Source organism: Streptomyces spiroverticillatus (assembly GCA_014650415.1).
Classification (GTDB): Bacteria; Actinomycetota; Actinomycetes; order Streptomycetales; family Streptomycetaceae; genus Streptomyces; species Streptomyces spiroverticillatus.
This window is the reverse complement of sequence record BMUX01000005.1, coordinates 388,813-405,445: the sequence shown is the minus strand read 5'-3', so window position 1 is coordinate 405,445 and position 16,633 is coordinate 388,813. Positions and strand designations below refer to the sequence as shown.

Annotated in this window: 14 protein-coding genes; 8 read left to right on the top strand and 6 right to left on the bottom strand. The window is 72.9% G+C overall.

What is annotated here, in order from left to right; translation table 11 throughout:
- The first annotated feature begins 15 nt into the window (after window positions 1-15).
- The 5 genes from IE269_RS16470 (at window position 16) to IE269_RS16450 (ending at window position 9,604) form a co-directional block, all read left to right on the top strand.
- Window positions 16-456, top strand: coding sequence for a MerR family transcriptional regulator (locus tag IE269_RS16470; RefSeq protein WP_189823697.1), 441 nt, complete (start codon window positions 16-18; stop codon window positions 454-456).
- A gap of 151 nt (window positions 457-607) precedes the next feature.
- On the top strand, window positions 608-6,154 hold the full coding sequence (gene fxsT, locus IE269_RS16465; protein WP_189823696.1) for an FxSxx-COOH system tetratricopeptide repeat protein: 5,547 nt from the start codon (window positions 608-610) through the stop codon (window positions 6,152-6,154).
- A 5-nt stretch (window positions 6,155-6,159) separates the two neighbouring features.
- Window positions 6,160-7,431, top strand: a complete 1,272-nt coding sequence (locus IE269_RS16460) for a CHAT domain-containing protein (RefSeq protein ID WP_189823695.1) — start codon at window positions 6,160-6,162, stop codon at window positions 7,429-7,431.
- Window positions 7,428-8,480, top strand: coding sequence for a hypothetical protein (locus tag IE269_RS16455; RefSeq protein WP_189823694.1), 1,053 nt, complete (start codon window positions 7,428-7,430; stop codon window positions 8,478-8,480). Before IE269_RS16460 ends, IE269_RS16455 begins: the two co-directional genes overlap by 4 nt.
- Before the next feature lie 23 nt (window positions 8,481-8,503).
- Window positions 8,504-9,604 carry an NADAR family protein gene (locus tag IE269_RS16450; RefSeq protein WP_189823693.1) on the top strand — a complete coding sequence of 367 codons (1,101 nt, stop codon included), beginning with the start codon at window positions 8,504-8,506 and terminating at the stop codon, window positions 9,602-9,604.
- Between the two features lie 27 nt (window positions 9,605-9,631).
- Here IE269_RS16450 and IE269_RS16445 read toward each other — a convergent pair whose 3' ends face one another.
- Entirely contained in the window at window positions 9,632-9,841 is a 210-nt protein-coding gene (locus IE269_RS16445) for a hypothetical protein (RefSeq protein ID WP_189823692.1), read from the bottom strand.
- Window positions 9,842-10,036: 195 nt separating this feature from the next.
- On the opposite strand from IE269_RS16445, the gene IE269_RS16440 reads away from it, so the two are divergent.
- Together IE269_RS16440 and IE269_RS16435 are read left to right on the top strand one after the other, a co-directional pair.
- Window positions 10,037-10,804, top strand: coding sequence for a TetR/AcrR family transcriptional regulator (locus IE269_RS16440; protein ID WP_189823691.1), 768 nt, complete (start codon window positions 10,037-10,039; stop codon window positions 10,802-10,804).
- Window positions 10,805-10,856: 52 nt separating this feature from the next.
- On the top strand, window positions 10,857-11,525 hold the full coding sequence (locus IE269_RS16435; RefSeq protein WP_189823690.1) for a hypothetical protein: 669 nt from the start codon (window positions 10,857-10,859) through the stop codon (window positions 11,523-11,525).
- Here IE269_RS16435 and IE269_RS16430 read toward each other — a convergent pair.
- Genes IE269_RS16430 through IE269_RS16420 form a run of 3 tightly spaced genes read right to left on the bottom strand, consistent with a single transcriptional unit; the run spans window position 11,503 to window position 13,439 of the window.
- Complete coding sequence (locus IE269_RS16430; protein WP_189823689.1) at window positions 11,503-12,087, bottom strand: GNAT family N-acetyltransferase; 585 nt, start codon at window positions 12,085-12,087, stop codon at window positions 11,503-11,505. The genes IE269_RS16435 and IE269_RS16430 overlap by 23 nt on opposite strands.
- A 57-nt stretch (window positions 12,088-12,144) precedes the next feature.
- The gene (locus tag IE269_RS16425; protein ID WP_189823688.1) at window positions 12,145-12,870 is read right to left on the bottom strand and encodes a 4'-phosphopantetheinyl transferase family protein; all 726 of its coding nucleotides are present in this window, start codon (window positions 12,868-12,870) and stop codon (window positions 12,145-12,147) included.
- Window positions 12,867-13,439, bottom strand: coding sequence for a CGNR zinc finger domain-containing protein (locus IE269_RS16420; RefSeq protein WP_189823687.1), 573 nt, complete (start codon window positions 13,437-13,439; stop codon window positions 12,867-12,869). Before IE269_RS16420 ends, IE269_RS16425 begins: the two co-directional genes overlap by 4 nt.
- A gap of 81 nt (window positions 13,440-13,520) precedes the next feature.
- Here IE269_RS16420 and IE269_RS16415 point away from each other — a divergent pair, with 81 nt between their 5' ends.
- Complete coding sequence (locus IE269_RS16415) at window positions 13,521-14,693, top strand: epoxide hydrolase family protein (RefSeq protein ID WP_189823686.1); 1,173 nt, start codon at window positions 13,521-13,523, stop codon at window positions 14,691-14,693.
- A gap of 105 nt (window positions 14,694-14,798) precedes the next feature.
- On the opposite strand, the gene IE269_RS16410 is transcribed toward IE269_RS16415, so the two are convergent.
- Window positions 14,799-15,164 (bottom strand): hypothetical protein, encoded by a 366-nt coding sequence (locus IE269_RS16410; RefSeq protein WP_189823685.1) that lies wholly within the window; start codon window positions 15,162-15,164, stop codon window positions 14,799-14,801.
- Window positions 15,161-16,603, bottom strand: coding sequence for a CoA transferase (locus IE269_RS16405; RefSeq protein ID WP_189823684.1), 1,443 nt, complete (start codon window positions 16,601-16,603; stop codon window positions 15,161-15,163). Before IE269_RS16405 ends, IE269_RS16410 begins: the two co-directional genes overlap by 4 nt.
- Between the last annotated feature and the right edge of the window lie 30 nt (window positions 16,604-16,633).

Sequence of the window (16,633 nt, the reverse complement as noted above, 5' to 3'; positions counted from 1 at the left end):
AGCGCAGGTAGAGGCATGCGGATCGGTGAACTGGCGGAGCGCACCGGGGTGAGCGAGCGCTCCCTGCGCTACTACGAGAAGCAGGCGCTGCTCGGATCCACGCGGACGCCCGGCGGCCACCGCGAGTACGCCGAGGGGGCGGTGGACCGGGTCGTCCTCATCCAGCAGTTGTACGCGGCCGGGCTGCACAGCAAGAAGATCGCCCAGCTCCTCCCCTGCCTGCGCGACTCCGACGGCGGCCCCTCCGCCGTCGCCACACCGCGACTGCTCGCGGAGCTCACGGCGGAACGGGCCCGCATCGACGGCATGATCACGGATCTGCTGCGGTCGCGGGCGGTGCTGGACGAGGTGATCGGGGTGGCGGCGGAGGAGGTCGCGCACATGGGGCTCGGGGGTCAGACCGTACGCGCGGACTGGGCGGGCGAGACACGGAAGCGGGACCTGCGGGACGCGTGAGGCTCCTGACATCCCTCCCGGGCTGAGGGATTTGGCCGGTTGTCCCCTTCCCTTCCCCCGCCTCCGTGACAGCCTTCGCCGCCGTCCCTAGAGTGGCCCTCCCGCGTCGCCCGCGCGCAGGCGGGAAGGTGGTCAGCAGCCTGGGGGAGCGATGATCATCACCGAGCAGTCGCACTCCGCAGCGGTCGAGGGTGCCCGGAGCGGTCCCCTGTCGCTGAGCCAGGAGGGCGACGGCACCCGTCCCGGCAGCAACCCCCACGCCGAGCAGCGCGCGACCGTACTGCCGCCCGAGGCGAAGGAAGCCGCCGCCCGGATCGCGCTCGGCCGGCCGCTGGACAACCTGCCCAACCCCTCCCGGCAGCCCTTCGTCGGCCGCGCGGAGGCACTCGCCCACGTCGACGCCTCCCTGGCCGACGGCGGCGGGGTCATCACCCAGCACTCGGCCGCCGCCGTCAGCGGGCTGGGCGGCATCGGCAAGACGGCCCTGGCGCTGCACTACGCGCACGCGCGCCGCGCAACGTACGACCTCGTCTGGTGGATCACCGCCGAGAGCGAGCAGCAGATCGCGTCCGGGCTGGCCGACCTCACGCGCGCCCTGTTCCCCGGGTGGGCGCGGCGGGCCACCCCGGTGGAGCGCACCGAGTGGGCCCTGGCCTGGCTGGAGGCGCATTCCGGCTGGCTGCTCGTGTACGACAACGTCGAGCGGCCCGAGCACCTCACGCCGTTCCTCGGCCGGCTCCTGTCCCGGGGCCACCAGTTGGTGACGAGCAGGGTCCGTACCGGGTGGCTCGAAGGCACCGAGCTGATCAGCCTGGACGTACTCAGCCGGAAGGCCTCGCTGGACCTGCTCTGCGGTCCGGGTGCGGAACCGGCCGGTCAGTCCCCGCCCGCGAAGGCCGAGCAGACCCAGGCCGAGCTCCTGGCGGCGGACCTCGGGCATCTGCCCCTCGCGCTGGCGCAGGCCCGCGCCTATCTGCGGGAGACCCGGACCGGGTTCGCCGCCTACCGGGCACAGTTGGCCCGCAGCGCGCGGACCGGGCACAGCGGGGATAGCGGGCACAGCGGGCACAGCGGGCACAGCGGGGACAGTGCGGCGGACCGGGCCGTGGACCGGATCTGCCGAACCAGCCTGGAGGCGATCCGGCCCCGGCATCCTGCGGCGGTGCCCCTGCTGCACGCACTGGCCTGGTACGCCCCCGAAGCCCTGCCGCTGGGAGTCCTCGCGCACATGGACGGCGGGGCGAGGGAGAACCGGGCGGCTCTCGACGCCCTGCGGGACTACCACCTGGTCGCCCTGGGCCCGGGCGGCATCACCCTGCACCGGCTGCTCCAGCGCGCACTGCGCAGGGCGACGGCCGCCCGGTCCCCCGGCGCCCGCGACCGGGCGGAACGGGCCCTTGCCGCCGCCGTGTCGGGCGCGGCGAAGGACGTGGGCCCCTTCCTCACCCACATCCAGGCACTGGCCGAGACGGGGGCGGCACAGGACGCCGAAGCGGCTGCCGCGCTGGTGGCCATGTACGACCGGGGCGCGGCGGAGTTGGTCGTACGCGAACAACACGTTCTGGCCATCCCGCTGATGCAGCGGGTCGTCGACCTCAACTCGCGCTGGCGCGGGGTGGACCACGAGACCACGCTCGGCCACCGGGACCGTCTCGCCGAACTCCATGCCAAGGCCGGTGACCCCGTCACGGCGATCGGCCTGTGCAAGGACCTCTTCCTGGACCGTACGACGGTCTCCGGACCCGAGGCTGCGGAGACGCTGGCCAGCCGGGAGCGGCTGGCGTACGCGTACCGCAAGGCCGGTGAGGTCGTGCGCGCGGTGACGGAGCTGGAGGAGGTCGTCGCCGTCCGCCGCCGTGTCCAGGGCGACGACCACGCGGACACGCTGCACAGCCGGAACGAGCTGGCGTACGCCCTCCAGACGGCGGGGCGGCACGTGGACGCGGTGCGGGAGTTCACCTCGGTGGTGGCCGACCGCGAACGGGTGCTGGGCGCCGGGCACAGGGACACCCTCACCAGTCGCACCAATCTGGCGTACGCCCGTCTCACGGCCGGTGACCATGCCGAGGCCCTGCTCCTGTACCGGCAGGCGGTGGAGGACCGGAGTTCCGCCCACGGCCCCGACCATCCCGACACGCTCACCAGCCGGGGGTGGCTGGCGTCGGCGCATCTGACGGCGGGTGAGCCGAGGGTGGCGGTGGAGATCTACGAGCAGGTGCTGGAGGCGCGGACGCGGGTGCAGGGGCCGGACCATCCGGACACGTTGGACACCAGGCAGGGTCTCGCCTACGCGGTGATCGACGCCGACGGACCCGACGTCGCGCTGCCCCTCTTCGAGTCGCTGGCCGAGGACAGCGCGCGGGCACAGGGGCCGGATCATCCGGCGACGCTGGACTATCGGGACGACATCGCCGAGGTGCACGGGCTCCGGGAGGACTACGTACAGTCGGCCGTCTGCTACGAGGCGGTGATCGCGAGTCTGCGTGCGGTACGAGGGGAGCTGCACCAGGACACGCTGCGTGCCCGGGGCGCTCTCGCCCTGACCCTGGAACGCTCGGGAGACCTCCGTCGCGCTCTGGACGAACGCGAGAGGCTGGTGACCGACCGCACCAGGGCACAGGGGGCGGACCACCCGGCCACCCTCACGGCGCGCGTGAGGCTGGCCAACACCTTGCGCGCCGCCTGCCGGTTCACGGAAGCCGTCGCTCTCTACGTCCAGGTCCTGGACGACCGGGTCGCCCTGCTGGGGCCGAGGCATCCGCACGTTCTGGAGGTGCGCGAAGTCCTCGCCACCACACGCCAGGAGAACGGCGACCACGCGCGAGCGGTGGCGGAACTGCAGAGCCTGCTCCACGACATGGACGGCTTCCTCCGTGCCGACCATCCGCGCATCCTCGCCACTCGGAGCGCCCTGGCCAGGTTGTTCGCCGGGGCACGTCGTCACGCGGATGCCGTCCGGGTCTACCAGGAACTGGTGGAGGCCCACGTGCGGGTCCACGGCCCGGATCATCCGAAGACGCTGGACACCCGCGAGATGCTCGGCTGCGTCTTCCAGGATGCCTACGACTTCGGCCCGTTGTTCGTCGTGCTCACCGAACTGATCGCCGACCGTGTGCGTGTGCAGGGCGAGGAGCACCCGGACACGCTCTACACGCGCCAACTGTTCGCCTGGGGTCTGCTGTCGGCCGATCAAGGAGTCCTGGCAGCCGAAGAGTTCGAGCGACTGGTCGCCGTCCGGACGCGGCTCGCCGGTGCCGAGACGTCCAAGACACTGTCGGCGCTCCACGGTCTGGCACTGGCCCACCTGTCGGCGGGCAGCCATCACGAGGCCATCACGGAGCTCCAGCGTCTGCTCGACACGTATCGTCGGCTGCTGGGTGACGAGGCACCGGACGCCTTGGTCCTTCTCGAAACCCTGGCGAACGCGCACTCCACCACACAGAACCACACGCGGGCCGAGACCCTGTACCTCGAAGCGATCGCCGGATGGACCCGCACCTGGGGCCCCGACCATCCGCGCACGCTGCGCTCCCGGCGGGGTCTTGCACTGATCCTGCGCACAGCGGGTCGGCACGAAGCGTCCCTGGCCGTGCTGACGGCCGTGCGGGAGGCACAGTCCGCGCGCGACGGGGACGACCACCCCGACGTGCTCGACATCCGGCGCGACATCGTCGCGGGGCACCTCGCCGCAGGCAACCACCACCTGGCCCAGGAGTTCGCCGTACCTCTGCTGGACGCCTGCACCCGCGTGCTGGGGCCGGATCACGTGGACACCCTCAACGCACGCGCCTGGCTGCTCTACGCCTGGCTCCGCTCGGGCCGGCTCCGGCGCGCCCTGGCGGGGTTGCCTGCCCTGGTGACCGACCAGGCGAAGGTGCTGGGGGAAGCGCACATCACCACGCTCAACAGCCGCAGCCTGCTCGCGGACGCCCTGGAGCGTGCGGGAGAGTACGCGCAGGCGGTCTCCCTGGCCGAGCAGATCCTGGACCGGACCCGCGCCCTGGGTGCCCGTCACCCGCAGGTCCTGAACGCCCGGACGGCCCTGGCCAGGCAGCGCGAACTCGCCGGTGACCGGACGGGAGCCCTGCGCGAGCTGTTCCAACTGCACGCGGAGCACGAGCGCCACTGGGGCCCCGATCACGCCGAGACGCTCGAAGTGCGCGACGATCTCGTCTGGGTCCTGTTGAATCCCTCCACCGTCCGGCCCGCCCTGCGCGCCGCGGAACTCCTCGTGGAGGACTGTGCCCGGACAGTCGGCGGGGACCACGGGCGCACACTCGAAGCCCGTTCCAAACTCGCTTCGGCGTGTGGGCACGCGGGCGACTACCGCAGGTCGCTGCGGATCCGCGAGGACCTCGTCAGGGACTGCGACCGGGTCCTCGGACCGCACCACCACTCGACGTTGGAGGCCCGCAAGGACTGGGCCCGGGCGCAGCGCTGGGTGGGCAAGCAGCAGAGTGCCGTGCGGATTCTGCTCGACCTGGTCGCCGACAGCGAGCGCGTCCGGGGCGCGGACCACACCGAGACGTTGTCCTGCCGGCTGAGTCTGGCGCTCGCCGTCCGGGAGAGCGGCGACCTGGTCCGGGCCGCGGATCTCCTGGAGGAGTTGCGCAAGCAGTGCGAGGAACTGCTGCCGGAGGAGCACACCCGGACGTCCCGCGTGCGGGGCCATCTGATCTGGACACTGGCCGACTCCGGGCTCGCGGACCGCGCGGTGCCCCTGGCCCGGCAGTCCGTGGCCGACGTAGTACGTCTGTTCGGCGCGGACCATCCTCGTACGTGGGGCCCGTGGGGCGACCTGGGACACGCCTTGCTGCAAGGAGGGGAACCCGAGGCGGCCCGCGAAGTCCTGGAGGGGCTGCTCCCTTCCGTGAGCCGGTCGCGGCCCGGACCGTACTGGCCGAGCGACCTCGACGGCCTCGTACAAGTCCATCTGCGGGCGGCGGCGCTCGACGCTAGGGGCGCCGACGGGCCCGAAGAGTACGGGCCGGAACTCACCGCGCTCCAGGAGGAGGCGGTGCGGCTCGGGCTGGTGATCGACTTCTACGCCGACTACTGGGGCGGCGGACAGTCCAGCCCGGCCGTCGAGCTGGCCCGCACGCTCCGGGCCTCCGGTCGCCCCACGGAAGCAGTCCGACTGCTCCAGGCCGTCCACTCCGGCCGCGCCTGCCTGCTCGGCCCCGACCACCCGGACACCCTGGAGAGCCACGCCGAACTCGTCCTCACCCGGCTGGAGTCCGACGCACCGGTCGCCCCGGAGGAGCAGCACGACGTACTCGACCGCCATGAGCGGGCCCTCGGCCCCGACCACCCCGAGACCGAAGAGCTCCGCTGGCGCCTGCGCACCGCCCGCCCCGCCCGTCGGCCGCGGCTGACGCTCCGCGACGAGACGGCCGTCGGCCGGACCTCCGCCATCGAAGTGCGTCTGGAGCGGAACGAGGACGTCCCGGCCCCCGACCTGGACCGCGTCGAGATCGTGGCGGACTGCCGTACCGATGCGGTGGTCGCCCCGGCCGCCGTGGAGTACGTACCGGGCGGGCCGTCCGCCGTGTTCGCCTTCACCCCGCGGCAACCCGGGGCGCACCCGCTCCGGTTCGCCGTGTACGACCACGACTCCGGGCTCGCGCTCCAGGAGCTGGAGACGGTGGTCCACGTACCCGAAGTGCGCGGCAGTGTGCCGGAGCAAGGGAGCGACTGAACCGGATGCCACAGGAACTCGCCGTCGCGATCGTGCACGACCCGTCCTCCGGGTACACCCTGCGCCCGCCCCGCGCCCCGCGTGACCCGGGCCGCGAGGCCCCGCGTGACCTGCGGATCATCGTGCGCCACACCGCCCACGGCGCACTGTCGGTCACCGCCTGCGCCTCATGGCTGCCCGCGCGGGAACGCTGGACCAGTGCCCGCCTGGAAACGTCGCTCGACGTCCTGCGCGGCAAGGCGAGCACGCTTCGTTACGAGTGGAATCGGCTGGTCGTCAACCACGTCGACGAGAACCCGGTGCCGGGTTCCCGGATCGGGGGGCATCCGCTGTCGGAGCGGACCGACCTGACGCAGCATTCGCCGCTCGTCGAGACCCTCGTGAAGAATCTCGCCGAGGAGGGCTTCGACGTCCTCGACGTCATGCTCGACGGAAGGGGCTCCGGCCTGAGGCGTTTCCGGGAGTTCTTCCTGGGCGCCCTGGCCGACGAGGAGAACCTGCGGATCAGCTTCGACTCGGACCTCCCCCTGCCCTGGCCGATGCTCGCCGTGAACCCCTCCCTCTTCAAGGACCCCTGGGACGCCTTCCTCGGCCACCGCCACCAGATCGAACAGACCAGCACCGCCCAGTCCTGGGTGCAGCAGATGAGGCTGGAGCCCCGTCTGCGGGCGGTGACCAGCCTCAACACCGACACCACCCTCGACGGAGTGGGCCGGGCGGCGGACGTACGCGACCTGCTGGACCAGAAGTCGCAGCTCACCGTCCGCACACAGGCCGAGGACCTCCTGAACGCCCTCAACTCGGCAGTGCTTCCCGAGGACTTGATGTACTTCTGGTGCCACGGGACGTTCACGGACGAGGACCCTCCCAACCGGCGGCTGGTCATCAAGCTGTCCGACGCGGACCTGATCGACAGCGCGAAGGTCGACCGCAAGCGCCGGCCGTGGCGGGACAAACCGCAGCGCTTCAAGCCGTTCGTCCTGCTCAACGCCTGCCACACCGGTCAGACGTCGTCCGGCACGCACGCCGAACACCTCAGTGCGACGCTGATCGACCTCGGCGCGGACGGCGTGCTCGGCCCGCAGATCGAGATACCGCAGGTCTTCGCCTCGGAGTACGCCTACTCCTTCCTCGACCTGTACCTGGAGGGCCGGCACACGGCGGGCGAGATCAGCCGGCTCCTGGTCAGGACCTTCGCCAAGCAGTTCCACAACCCCCTCGCGCTGACCTATTCGCTGCACTGCGGTCTGCACAGCCGTCTGGACCTCGCCTCATGACCGCCGCCGCGCCGCTCGACGCCGCCGTCCCGGAACCCGCCGTCCCGGAACCCGCCGTGGTCGACCTCGACGAGCAGGGACGGCTCCGCACACCGGCGGGTGTCCCGGTCCCCGTCCACCAGGTGGCCGACCACCTCGCCCGGCACCTGCGCATACCGGACTGGGCGACGGACCTCCATGTCTACGTGCACGGCTGGCAGACCCCTCCCGCGACCGCCGCGCGCTGTACGACGCGGCTGCTCGGGCAGGCCGTGGACCTGTGGCGGGCGCACCCGGACCGCTATCCCGGGCTGGCGAAGGGCTACCGCCCGTGGAGCGTGGTGGTGCGCTGGCCGTCGTCCAGCCTCCCCACCCTGGGCGGCTACCGTCTCGTACGGGACCGGGCGCACGCCATGAGCGCCGACGGAGCGGGCCATGCGCCGTACGTCATCGGGCACTTGCTCGGCTATCTGGACGACGAGCGGACCACGCCGTACGCCCCGCCCGTCCTCGCCAACCGCCACGGCCAGTACCTGCACCTCGTCGGGCACTCGTTCGGCGGCCGGTTCCTGTGCGAGGCGGTGCAGCGGGCGGCCGAGCGGCCGCCGGTCCTGTCCTGGAGCGTGCCGCGCGACTCCCGGCACCCGTTCACCGTCGACAGTGCGCTGATCTTCCAGATGGCGGCGCCCCGGGACGCCTTCGTCCGGCACTTCGCCTCGCTGTTCCCCTCCGCCGAACATCCCGGCGCACCGCTCGGCGGCCCTCTCGTCCTGACCCACTCCCGCTGGGACCGGGCCACCGGCTTCTGGCATCTGCGGGCCGAGGGCGAACCGGGCATCGGGCACTCGGGGGTGGGGCCCGCCCCCGTCCCCCAGTTCTCGACCCGGCTGCTCGGCACGGAGGTGAGCTACCCGCAGCACGTCCTGGACCACCGTGTCGTCAACGTCAACGCGGACTGGCTCTACCGGGGCAGCCGCCGGACCCGCCTCTCCCCCGCCGGGGCGCACTCCGACTTCCTGCGCCCGGAGTCCGCCCACCTCCTGCTGACGCTGGCCGAACGCTCGCGCTGACGCCTGCCGATACCGTCGTCCCCATGGCTCTGCGCAACCCCACCCACCGCGACGTCGACGGCGAGCGGATACCCGGCACCTGGCGGCACGTGTTCCACCGCGGCGGCGACACCTGGCACCTCACCGATCTCGTCGTGTACGCGGACGGGCTGATCGACTGGGGCGGCGAACGACTCGTCACGGTCGAGGAGTTCGCGGCGCTGCTGCGGTCCGGGCGGATCGCCGCCGGGCCGACGGAGGGGGAGAAGGCGGCCGCGTACCGCATCGGCTCCTGGACCATGACCGGTGTCCGAACGCACTCGCGGCCGGAGTGGCTGCTCGGCGAGGTGCGGGACGAGGTCGAACGGCTCGCCGGGCGGCCCACCTCGACCGAACGCTGTCTCGCCGCCGTCGAGGTCTTCCTGGCGGAGCGCACGGAGGCCAACCGGGCCGCGCTCCGGGCCGCCCACCTGGAGATTCCGGAGTCCCTGCGCGCGTACGCCCTGGGCGACATGGACGCCCGGGACATCCCGATCCGCGTGCTGGCGGCCGGTCCGGACGGCGGGGACGAGGGCTTCGACGAGGAGGACCACGGGGAGGCCGTACGGTACTTCGCCGAGCACGCCCAGTGGCGGGGCGTGGCCGAGCGGCGCCGGGACGCGGACGGTCCGCAGGGGCCGCCCGCTCCCCCGGTCACGGTGGAACCCGCCTTCGGGCAGACGGAGAAGCAGGCCGCCGCGCGGCTGCGCAACGACCACCCGGCCCCGATCGAGGTCGACGGCGTGACGTACCCGACCGTGACGCACGCCTACTGGGCGCTGTCCACGGACGACGTGGGGCGTGCCGAGCTGATCCGCTCCGCACCGACCCCGGCGCGGGCCCGCGAGGCGGGCGAGGAGTCACCGCGCCGCGCCCACTGGGCGGACGTCCGCCTGGCGGTGATGTCGCGGATCCTGCGGGCGAAGTTCGCCCAACATGCCGATCTGGCCGAGGAGTTGCTGAACACGGGGAACGCGCCGCTGCACTGCGCCGACTCCCCCGCACGCCCCTTCTGGCACCGGGGCGGCGAGGCGGGCCGCAACTGGCTGGGGCGCCTGCTGGAACTCGTACGTTCGGAACTGCGGGCGGAGCGCGCCGGGCTGTGACGCGTTCCGCCCCGGGAGGAAGGGGCGTCAGGCCGCGAGGGCCCAAGCCGTCGAAGCCACTCGGCTGCACCCCATCCGGCCCTCCCCCTGCTCGCCGGCGTCGGCCTGCGGCCCGCATCCGGCGTGCTGGGCACAGGGCGCAGCCTGCTGGTGCTTGTCCTTGAGGATGGCCCAGCCGACGGCGATATAGGCGGGGCCGGTCGTAATCACGGCTATGGCGATCTCGGTGAAGTCCATCGGTCTCACCCCCCGGGGGCGTCTCGTGTGTCGAGCGCGTCTTGGCGTCGAGTTCCCCAGAGCATAGAGGCAGGGGTACGGGCGAGGAAGCCAATTCCCGGACGCATTAAGGGGGTTCACTTCCGGACCCGTCCACCCTGGAAGTTTATGACGTACGCTTTGTATATCGCGTATACAGCACTCCCGGAGAGGCCCATGCCCCGCACACCTCGCACCCCCCGGCCAGCCGCAGGCGTCGAACTCGCCTCCCTGGCCGACCTGTTGTGGCGTACGCAGTCCGACTCCCCCGGGGAGCCCCGGCTGCGGCTGAGCGCCCCGTTGATCGTGCGCACCGCCGTCACCCTGGCCGACACCGAGGGGCTCGACGCGGTCTCGATGCAGCGGGTGGCTGCCGAACTCGGGTGCACCGCAATGGCGTTGTACCGGCACGTTCCCGGCAAGGACCAGCTCGTCGCGGCCATGAACGACGCCGCCATCGGACACCCGCCCGCATCCGGCGCCGTCGGCTGGCGCACCGAGGTCGAGGCATGGGTGGAGGCGCTGTGGGGGCTCTACCTGAGCCACCCGTGGATGCTGCACACCCCGACCCGCAGCGCACCGGTCGGACCGCACGAACTCGCCTGGTTCGAGGCCCTGTTGACGCTCTTTCAGCAGGCGGGCGTGGAGCGCGGGCAGCTCATTCCGCTCGCGACCTTCGTCTCGAGTGCCGTACGCGACCTCGCCCGCGTCGCCACCGAGCTCGACCCGGACGGCGCAGCGGCGTACGGGCAGGTGCTGGCCGAGCGTCTGGACCCGGCACGGTTCCCCACGCTGTGCGCACTGGCCGGTGAGGAGGGGCTCGACGAGGCGGAGGACGGGGACGTCACCCCGATCGTCCGGCACGGCCTGCGGTATCTGCTCGACGGCATCGACGCGAGGGTCGCCGAGCACACCACCAACCCCGCGCACACCACCAACCCGTAGGACACCACCAACCCGTAGCAATTCACCGATCCAGGGAAGAAGGACGTACGTCATGGACGACAGCCGCATCCACCGCCTCATGGCCGCCTCCGGCATCGCCGCCGGATTACTCGCCGCCGTCGGCGTTCCGCTCTACTTCGTGTACTCCGGCGCCCCGCCCGCCTCGAACGTCCTCGCCCGCATCCTGCTCAACCTGCTGACCTGCGGCGCGCTCCTCGTCTTCCTGACCGGGCTGCGGCATCTGATCCGCGGTGCCGGGCCCGGCTTCGAATGGCTCGCGAGCCTGGCCTTCGGCGCAGGCACCGCCTACGTGACCGTCACCCTCGTCGCCGCGTCCGTCGAGGCGGGCACCGTGCTCGAACACCCCGGCGGGACCCTGGACCCGACCGTCGACGGCACCCTCGCCCACGCGAACATGCTGCTGCACGGGTCCGTCGCCCGGCTCCTGACGGCGGTCCTGCTGACGGCCGCCGGGTACGCGATCCTGCGCAGCGGCGTACTGCCGCGCTGGACGGGCCACTGGGCGTACGCCGTGGCGGCCGTCAACCTCGCCTTCGTGCCGTCGCTGTTCTTCGGGACGGACGCGGCCGACTTCTACAGCGCCGTCGGCTGGGGCAACACCGCGCTGACCGCCGCCCTGCTCGTCTACTGGGCGCTGGCTGTGGGCGTTGCGGTGCTGCGGCGGCGGACCGCGCCGGTCACAGTGCGAGCCGGGTACTGAGGCGGGCCTTCGCCTCGGGCCATTCGTCGGCGAGGAGCGAGAAGTAGACCGAGTCGCGCCAGGTGCCGTCCGCGCGGCGGCGGTGGCGGCGCAGGACGCCCTCGCGCTGGGCGCCGAGGCGGGCGATGGCGGCCTGGGAGCGTTCGTTCCTGTGGTCGGTCTTGAGCTGGACGCGGCCCATACCGAGGTCCTCGAAGGCGTGGGTGAGGAGCAGGAGCTTTGACTCGGTGTTGACCGGGGAGCGCCAGTGGGCGCGTCCGTACCAGGTCCAGCCGATCTCCAGCCGTTCGTCCTCGACGGAGATGTCCATGTACGTCGTCCAGCCGACGGCCCGTCCGCTCGCCAGGTCGATCACGGCGAACGGGACGTACGAGCCGTCCAGCACCGTCCGCTGCACCTCGGCGAGTTCCGCCTCGGTCTGCGGGGTCGGACCCAGCCAGCGCCAGACCTCCTCGTCCCGGCCGCCGGCCAGGAACAGGTCGCCGAGGTGCTGCTCGGTGAGAGGTTCGAGGCGCACGTGGCGGCCGGTGAGGGTGACGGGGTGCGGGGTCTTCGCGGACATGATCGGAAAGGTAGCCAAGGATTGATCTAGGTGCAACAGATGTTTGCACTATGGCAATCAGATGGCATCCGTGGCGTACGCCAGGGCCGCCGCGTACCCCTCCGGCGCCTGTACGTCCACGAGCCGCCACCCCGGCACGTCCCCCGGCCGCTCGCCGGCACCGACGTACGTCCCGTCCAGCGGTACGGCCAGACCTGTGCCGGTGCCCTTCAGGTACGCCTCCTTCCGGCACCAGCAGCGCCCGAACGCGGCGGCGCGGGCGGGGTCGTCGGCCCGGAGCGCGGCCAACTCCGCCCGCTCGCGCGGATGCAGGACCGGCGTGACCTCGTCGACCTGCCCCACCGGCGGCAGCACCTCCACGTCGATCCCGACCGGCGTCGCCGCGAAGGCGAGCAGCACGAGGTCACCGCTGTGCGAGAGCGAGAAGTGCAGCCCGGTCCCGGGGAGCGAGGGCCGCCCGTGGGGCTCGGGGCACAGCGGGCAGTCCTCCCGCCCGAGGGCGACGGCGCCGGGATCCTGCCGCAGGTACGCCCCGGCCAGCCGTCGCAGGGCGACGTGCGAGGCGAGATACCGGGCCCGGTCCTCGGCGCGCCGGAAGCCGGAGTGCCGTCGGCGTTCGGCGGGGTCGAGCAGGTCGAGGGCACGGGGGTCGCCGGTCTCCTCGCTCGTGTCGTACGCCGAGACGCGCAAGGCCCAGACGTCGGGGGCAGTACCGGGCCGGGCGAGCGGCCCGGCGAGGGGGCCGGGGGTCACGGGGGAGGCCGGGGCGTGGTGATCGGTCACTGGTCAGCGGCCTTTCCGCGTCGGTTCGCCTGGAACCGGGCCTTCTTCTGCCGGTTCCCGCACGTGTTCATGTCGCACCACTTGCGGGTGCGGCTCTGGCTGGTGTCGAAGAAGGCGGCGAGGCAGGTCGGCGAGGCGCACAGGGCCAGCCTGCCGTCCCGTACGCCCGCGATGACGTCGACCGCGTCGGCTGCGATCACCCCGAGGGCGTCCGCCACGCAGGAGTCGGGACCGAGCCGCCACCGCCGTTCGCCCTCGGGGGTGAGGACCGCTGCGGCCCGCCCCTGGACGCTGCGTTCGTTGATGACGCGGACGGCGGCGGCGGGCAGGGCCTCCCCGAGCGCGGCGGCGGTCGCGGCGGCGTGGATCGACTCCCGCAGTTCCCGGGCGAGTTCGAGCTGGGCGGGCGTGCAGGCGTCCACCGTGAGGCCGCTCACCGCCAGCCAGTCGACGAGGCGCCGAGGTGTGGGAATGCGTTCCACGGAGTCGCCGTGACGCTCCGACAGGGTGCCCGTGAAGCTGGTCGCCAGCACGGCGCCGAGGCGGAAGTCGGGGAAGGCAGCAGGCATGGAACCAGCTTAGCCGGTTGCGTTCGGGGGAAGGGGACCGCTAGAACCGTCTTAGCCGGTTCCCCGATGACTGGAGGACTCATGCCCCGCACGAACACCGACGTACGGACCCTCACGACCCACGCGCCCGAGGCCGAACTCGCCGATCTGCGCGCCCGGTTGGCCGCAGCGCGGCTGCCGGAGGCCGAGACGGTCCATCGGGCCGGGCCCGGCCCCGGCCGCTGGGAGCAGGGCGTTCCGCTCGCCGATCTCACCGAGCTGGTGCACTACTGGCGCACCGGCTACGACTGGCGTCCGTTCGAGGAACGCCTCAACCGGATAGGCCAGTTCCGTACGACCGTCGACGGACTGGGCATCCACTTCCTGCACCGGCGGTCCGCGCGCCCCGACGCCACTCCCCTGGTCCTGACCCACGGCTGGCCGGGCAGCGTCGCGGAGTTCGTGGACGTGGTGGACGAGCTGGCGGACCCGCCGGAGGCGGAGGCTCCGGCGTTCCACGTGGTGGTCCCGTCGCTGCCGGGCTTCGGCCACAGCGACAGGCCGGACGCCCCCGGGTGGGGGACGGAGCGGATCGCGGCCGCGTGGGTCGAGGTGATGGGGCGGCTCGCTTACGACAGGTTCCTGGCCCACGGCGGCGACTGGGGCGGTGTCGTCACCACGGTGCTGGGCAGCCGGTTCCCGGAGCACGTGCTCGGCATCCACACGACGGTCGCGCAGTCGCCGCCCGGGATGACGACGGACGGCCTGACGGAGGCCGAGCGCCGGTGGACCGAGGAGACGTACGACTTCTGGCACCACCGCGCGGCGTACGCGAAGCAGCAGGCGACCCGCCCGCAGACCACCGGCTACGCCCTCGTCGACTCCCCGGTGGGGCTGCTGGCCTGGATCCTGGACAAGTTCGCGGAGTGGTCGGACACCGAGGACAGCCCGTTCGAGACGATCTCCCGGGACCGGCTCCTGGACAACGTCACCCTGTACTGGCTGACCCGGACCGGGGCGTCGGCGGCCCGCATCTACTACGAGAGCCACGACTCGCTGGACCCGGACCTCCGGGTCGACGTCCCGACGGCGATCACGACCTACCCGCGCGACATCGAGAAGTACCCGCGCCCCTGGGCGCAGAAGCGGTTCCGCAGGATCGTGCGCTGGAACACACCCGACTCCGGGGGCCACTTCCCCTCCCTGGAGGTCCCGGACCGCTTCGTCCAGGACCTGCGGGAGGGGCTCACGGCGGTGCTGGCGGCGGGGCGGTGAAGGCGGCGGGGCGGTTAAGGCGGGCGGGGCGGTGAAGGCCGCAGGGCGGTGAAGGCGGCGTGGCGGTGAAGGCCTATACCTTCCGGCACCGCTCGGGACGTCCTCTCACTCCCGCTGCAGTGCCACCCGTACCGCCACCCTCCCCGCCTGCCGGAACGAGCCCTCCCGGGAGTCCACCTCGTGGATGCGGATGCCCCGCAGCACCACCGCCACCGCGCATCCCGGAACCCGTTCCGCCAGCTCCGCCCGCAGCCCCTCCTCCAGCGCCGCCACGTAGTGCGCCGCCTCCGGGTCCGGCGGAATCCTCGCCCCCTGCGCCACCTCGAAGGCGAAGCCCGCCTCCCCCGGCTCGAAGTCCACGGTGACCTGCGCGAAGTCCCCCGGGCAGCTCGTCTGGTGGACGTACGTCGCCACGACGTCCCGGATCGGATGCCGCGGGAAGGGGAGGGCCGCCACCTCGGGCCCCGTCATCGCCAGGCCGGGGCGTCCGTGCCCCACAGGCCCACCGGCCGCTCCCAGTTGCCGGGCCCGCCCGCGTAGCCCACGGGCGGAAGCGCGTGGTCGAGCTTCCCGTACGGGGACTCGCAGGCCGTCATCCAGCGCCGGGCGTCGTACACGTCCCGCGTCGGCGGCTCCGGCTGCACCCCGTGCATCAGCCAGGAGGCCGTGCCGGCGAGGGAGTACCGCAAGTGACGTCCCCGGCGGGTCTGCTGACGTTCCGTCAGGCCGCGCAGGACGCCCGCCGCCACCAGGTACCCCGTCCCGTGGTCCAGCGCCTGCGCGGGCAGCGCGCCCGGGCGGCCGGTCGGGTCCGCCGTCTCGATCGCGGCGATCCCCGTCCCCACCTGCACCAGGCTGTCGAAGCCGCGCCGCCCGGCCCACGGCCCCGTCCACCCCCACGCGCACAACTGCGCCACGATCAGGTCCGGGTGGCGCTCCAGCAGCGCCTCCGGGGCGAGCCCGTGCCGGTCGAGCGCGCCCGGGCGGTACGCCGAGAGCACCACGTCCGCCGTGGCCAGCAGTTCCTCGAAGACCTCGCGGTCGCCCGCCGCCCCGAGGTCCAGCAGCGTCGAACGCTTCCCCATGCCCGTGTCGGTGTACGTGTCCGCGTCCTCCGGCAGCTGCGGTGCGTCCACCCGCAGCACGTCCGCCCCCAGCAGCGCCAGCGTCCGCCCCGCCACCGGTCCGGCGAGCACCCGGGTCAGGTCCAGGACCCGTACCCCTTCGGCGGGAGCCGCCACGGGGGCGGAGGCGCTCAGCCGCCGGGAGCCGTCCTCGCCCGCCTCGCGCACCTCGACCAGCGGGATCGAGGCGGCGTCCGGTGCGGGGTCCGCCAGCGCCACCGCGAGGCCGCCGGCCGCGTACACCGTCTCCTGCACCTCGTGCGCCTTTCGCGTCGCCAGTTCGGCGGCCAGTACGTCCGCCAGGGCGCGGTCGTCGCGGGAGCCGTCGTCCGGGAGGCCGAGTGCGGCCAGCAGCCGGGCGCGGTGGTGCGGGTAGTTGGCGTGGGTGCGCACCCAGCTGTCGGAGGTGCGCCAGAAGCCGGACAGCGGGGCGAAGTTGGTGGGCGCGCGGCCGTCGACACGGAGGTTGCGCTCGCTGTGGAAGGCGGTGGCGACGGCGCCCTCCGCGACCCGGACCTGCGGGACCGCCGTCCCGGCCCCGCCCCCGGCGCGGGCTGCCGCCAGTTCGGCGGCGGCCAGGGAGCACGCGCCCACCATGGCCCGCGCCATCTGCCGTACCGGCAGGACGGCGGGCAGGACGTCGCCCGCGCTCTCGTACGTGACCTGCCCGACGAGCTCCGGGCTGCCGCCCACGGCGGACCAGGCGTGCGCGGTCGCGGGGTCAGGAGTCGCGGGGTCAGGAATCGCGGCGTCAGGAGTCGCGGCGTCATGATCAGTGGTCGTCATGGCAATCAGCATGTACCCGCCGCCGCTCGG

What these genes read in the sequence shown, in the direction of transcription:
- IE269_RS16470 (WP_189823697.1), top strand. Translation starts at nt 16, where the DNA reads ATGCGGATCGGTGAACTGGCGGAGCGCACCGGGGTGAGCGAGCGCTCC.
- fxsT (WP_189823696.1), top strand. Translation starts at nt 608, where the DNA reads ATGATCATCACCGAGCAGTCGCACTCCGCAGCGGTCGAGGGTGCCCGG.
- IE269_RS16460 (WP_189823695.1), top strand. Translation starts at nt 6,160, where the DNA reads ATGCCACAGGAACTCGCCGTCGCGATCGTGCACGACCCGTCCTCCGGG.
- IE269_RS16455 (WP_189823694.1), top strand. Translation starts at nt 7,428, where the DNA reads ATGACCGCCGCCGCGCCGCTCGACGCCGCCGTCCCGGAACCCGCCGTC.
- IE269_RS16450 (WP_189823693.1), top strand. Translation starts at nt 8,504, where the DNA reads ATGGCTCTGCGCAACCCCACCCACCGCGACGTCGACGGCGAGCGGATA.
- IE269_RS16445 (WP_189823692.1), bottom strand. Translation starts at nt 9,841, where the DNA reads ATGGACTTCACCGAGATCGCCATAGCCGTGATTACGACCGGCCCCGCC.
- IE269_RS16440 (WP_189823691.1), top strand. Translation starts at nt 10,037, where the DNA reads ATGCCCCGCACACCTCGCACCCCCCGGCCAGCCGCAGGCGTCGAACTC.
- IE269_RS16435 (WP_189823690.1), top strand. Translation starts at nt 10,857, where the DNA reads ATGGACGACAGCCGCATCCACCGCCTCATGGCCGCCTCCGGCATCGCC.
- IE269_RS16430 (WP_189823689.1), bottom strand. Translation starts at nt 12,087, where the DNA reads ATGTCCGCGAAGACCCCGCACCCCGTCACCCTCACCGGCCGCCACGTG.
- IE269_RS16420 (WP_189823687.1), bottom strand. Translation starts at nt 13,439, where the DNA reads ATGCCTGCTGCCTTCCCCGACTTCCGCCTCGGCGCCGTGCTGGCGACC.
- IE269_RS16415 (WP_189823686.1), top strand. Translation starts at nt 13,521, where the DNA reads ATGCCCCGCACGAACACCGACGTACGGACCCTCACGACCCACGCGCCC.
- IE269_RS16410 (WP_189823685.1), bottom strand. Translation starts at nt 15,164, where the DNA reads ATGACGGGGCCCGAGGTGGCGGCCCTCCCCTTCCCGCGGCATCCGATC.
- IE269_RS16405 (WP_189823684.1), bottom strand. Translation starts at nt 16,603, where the DNA reads ATGACGACCACTGATCATGACGCCGCGACTCCTGACGCCGCGATTCCT.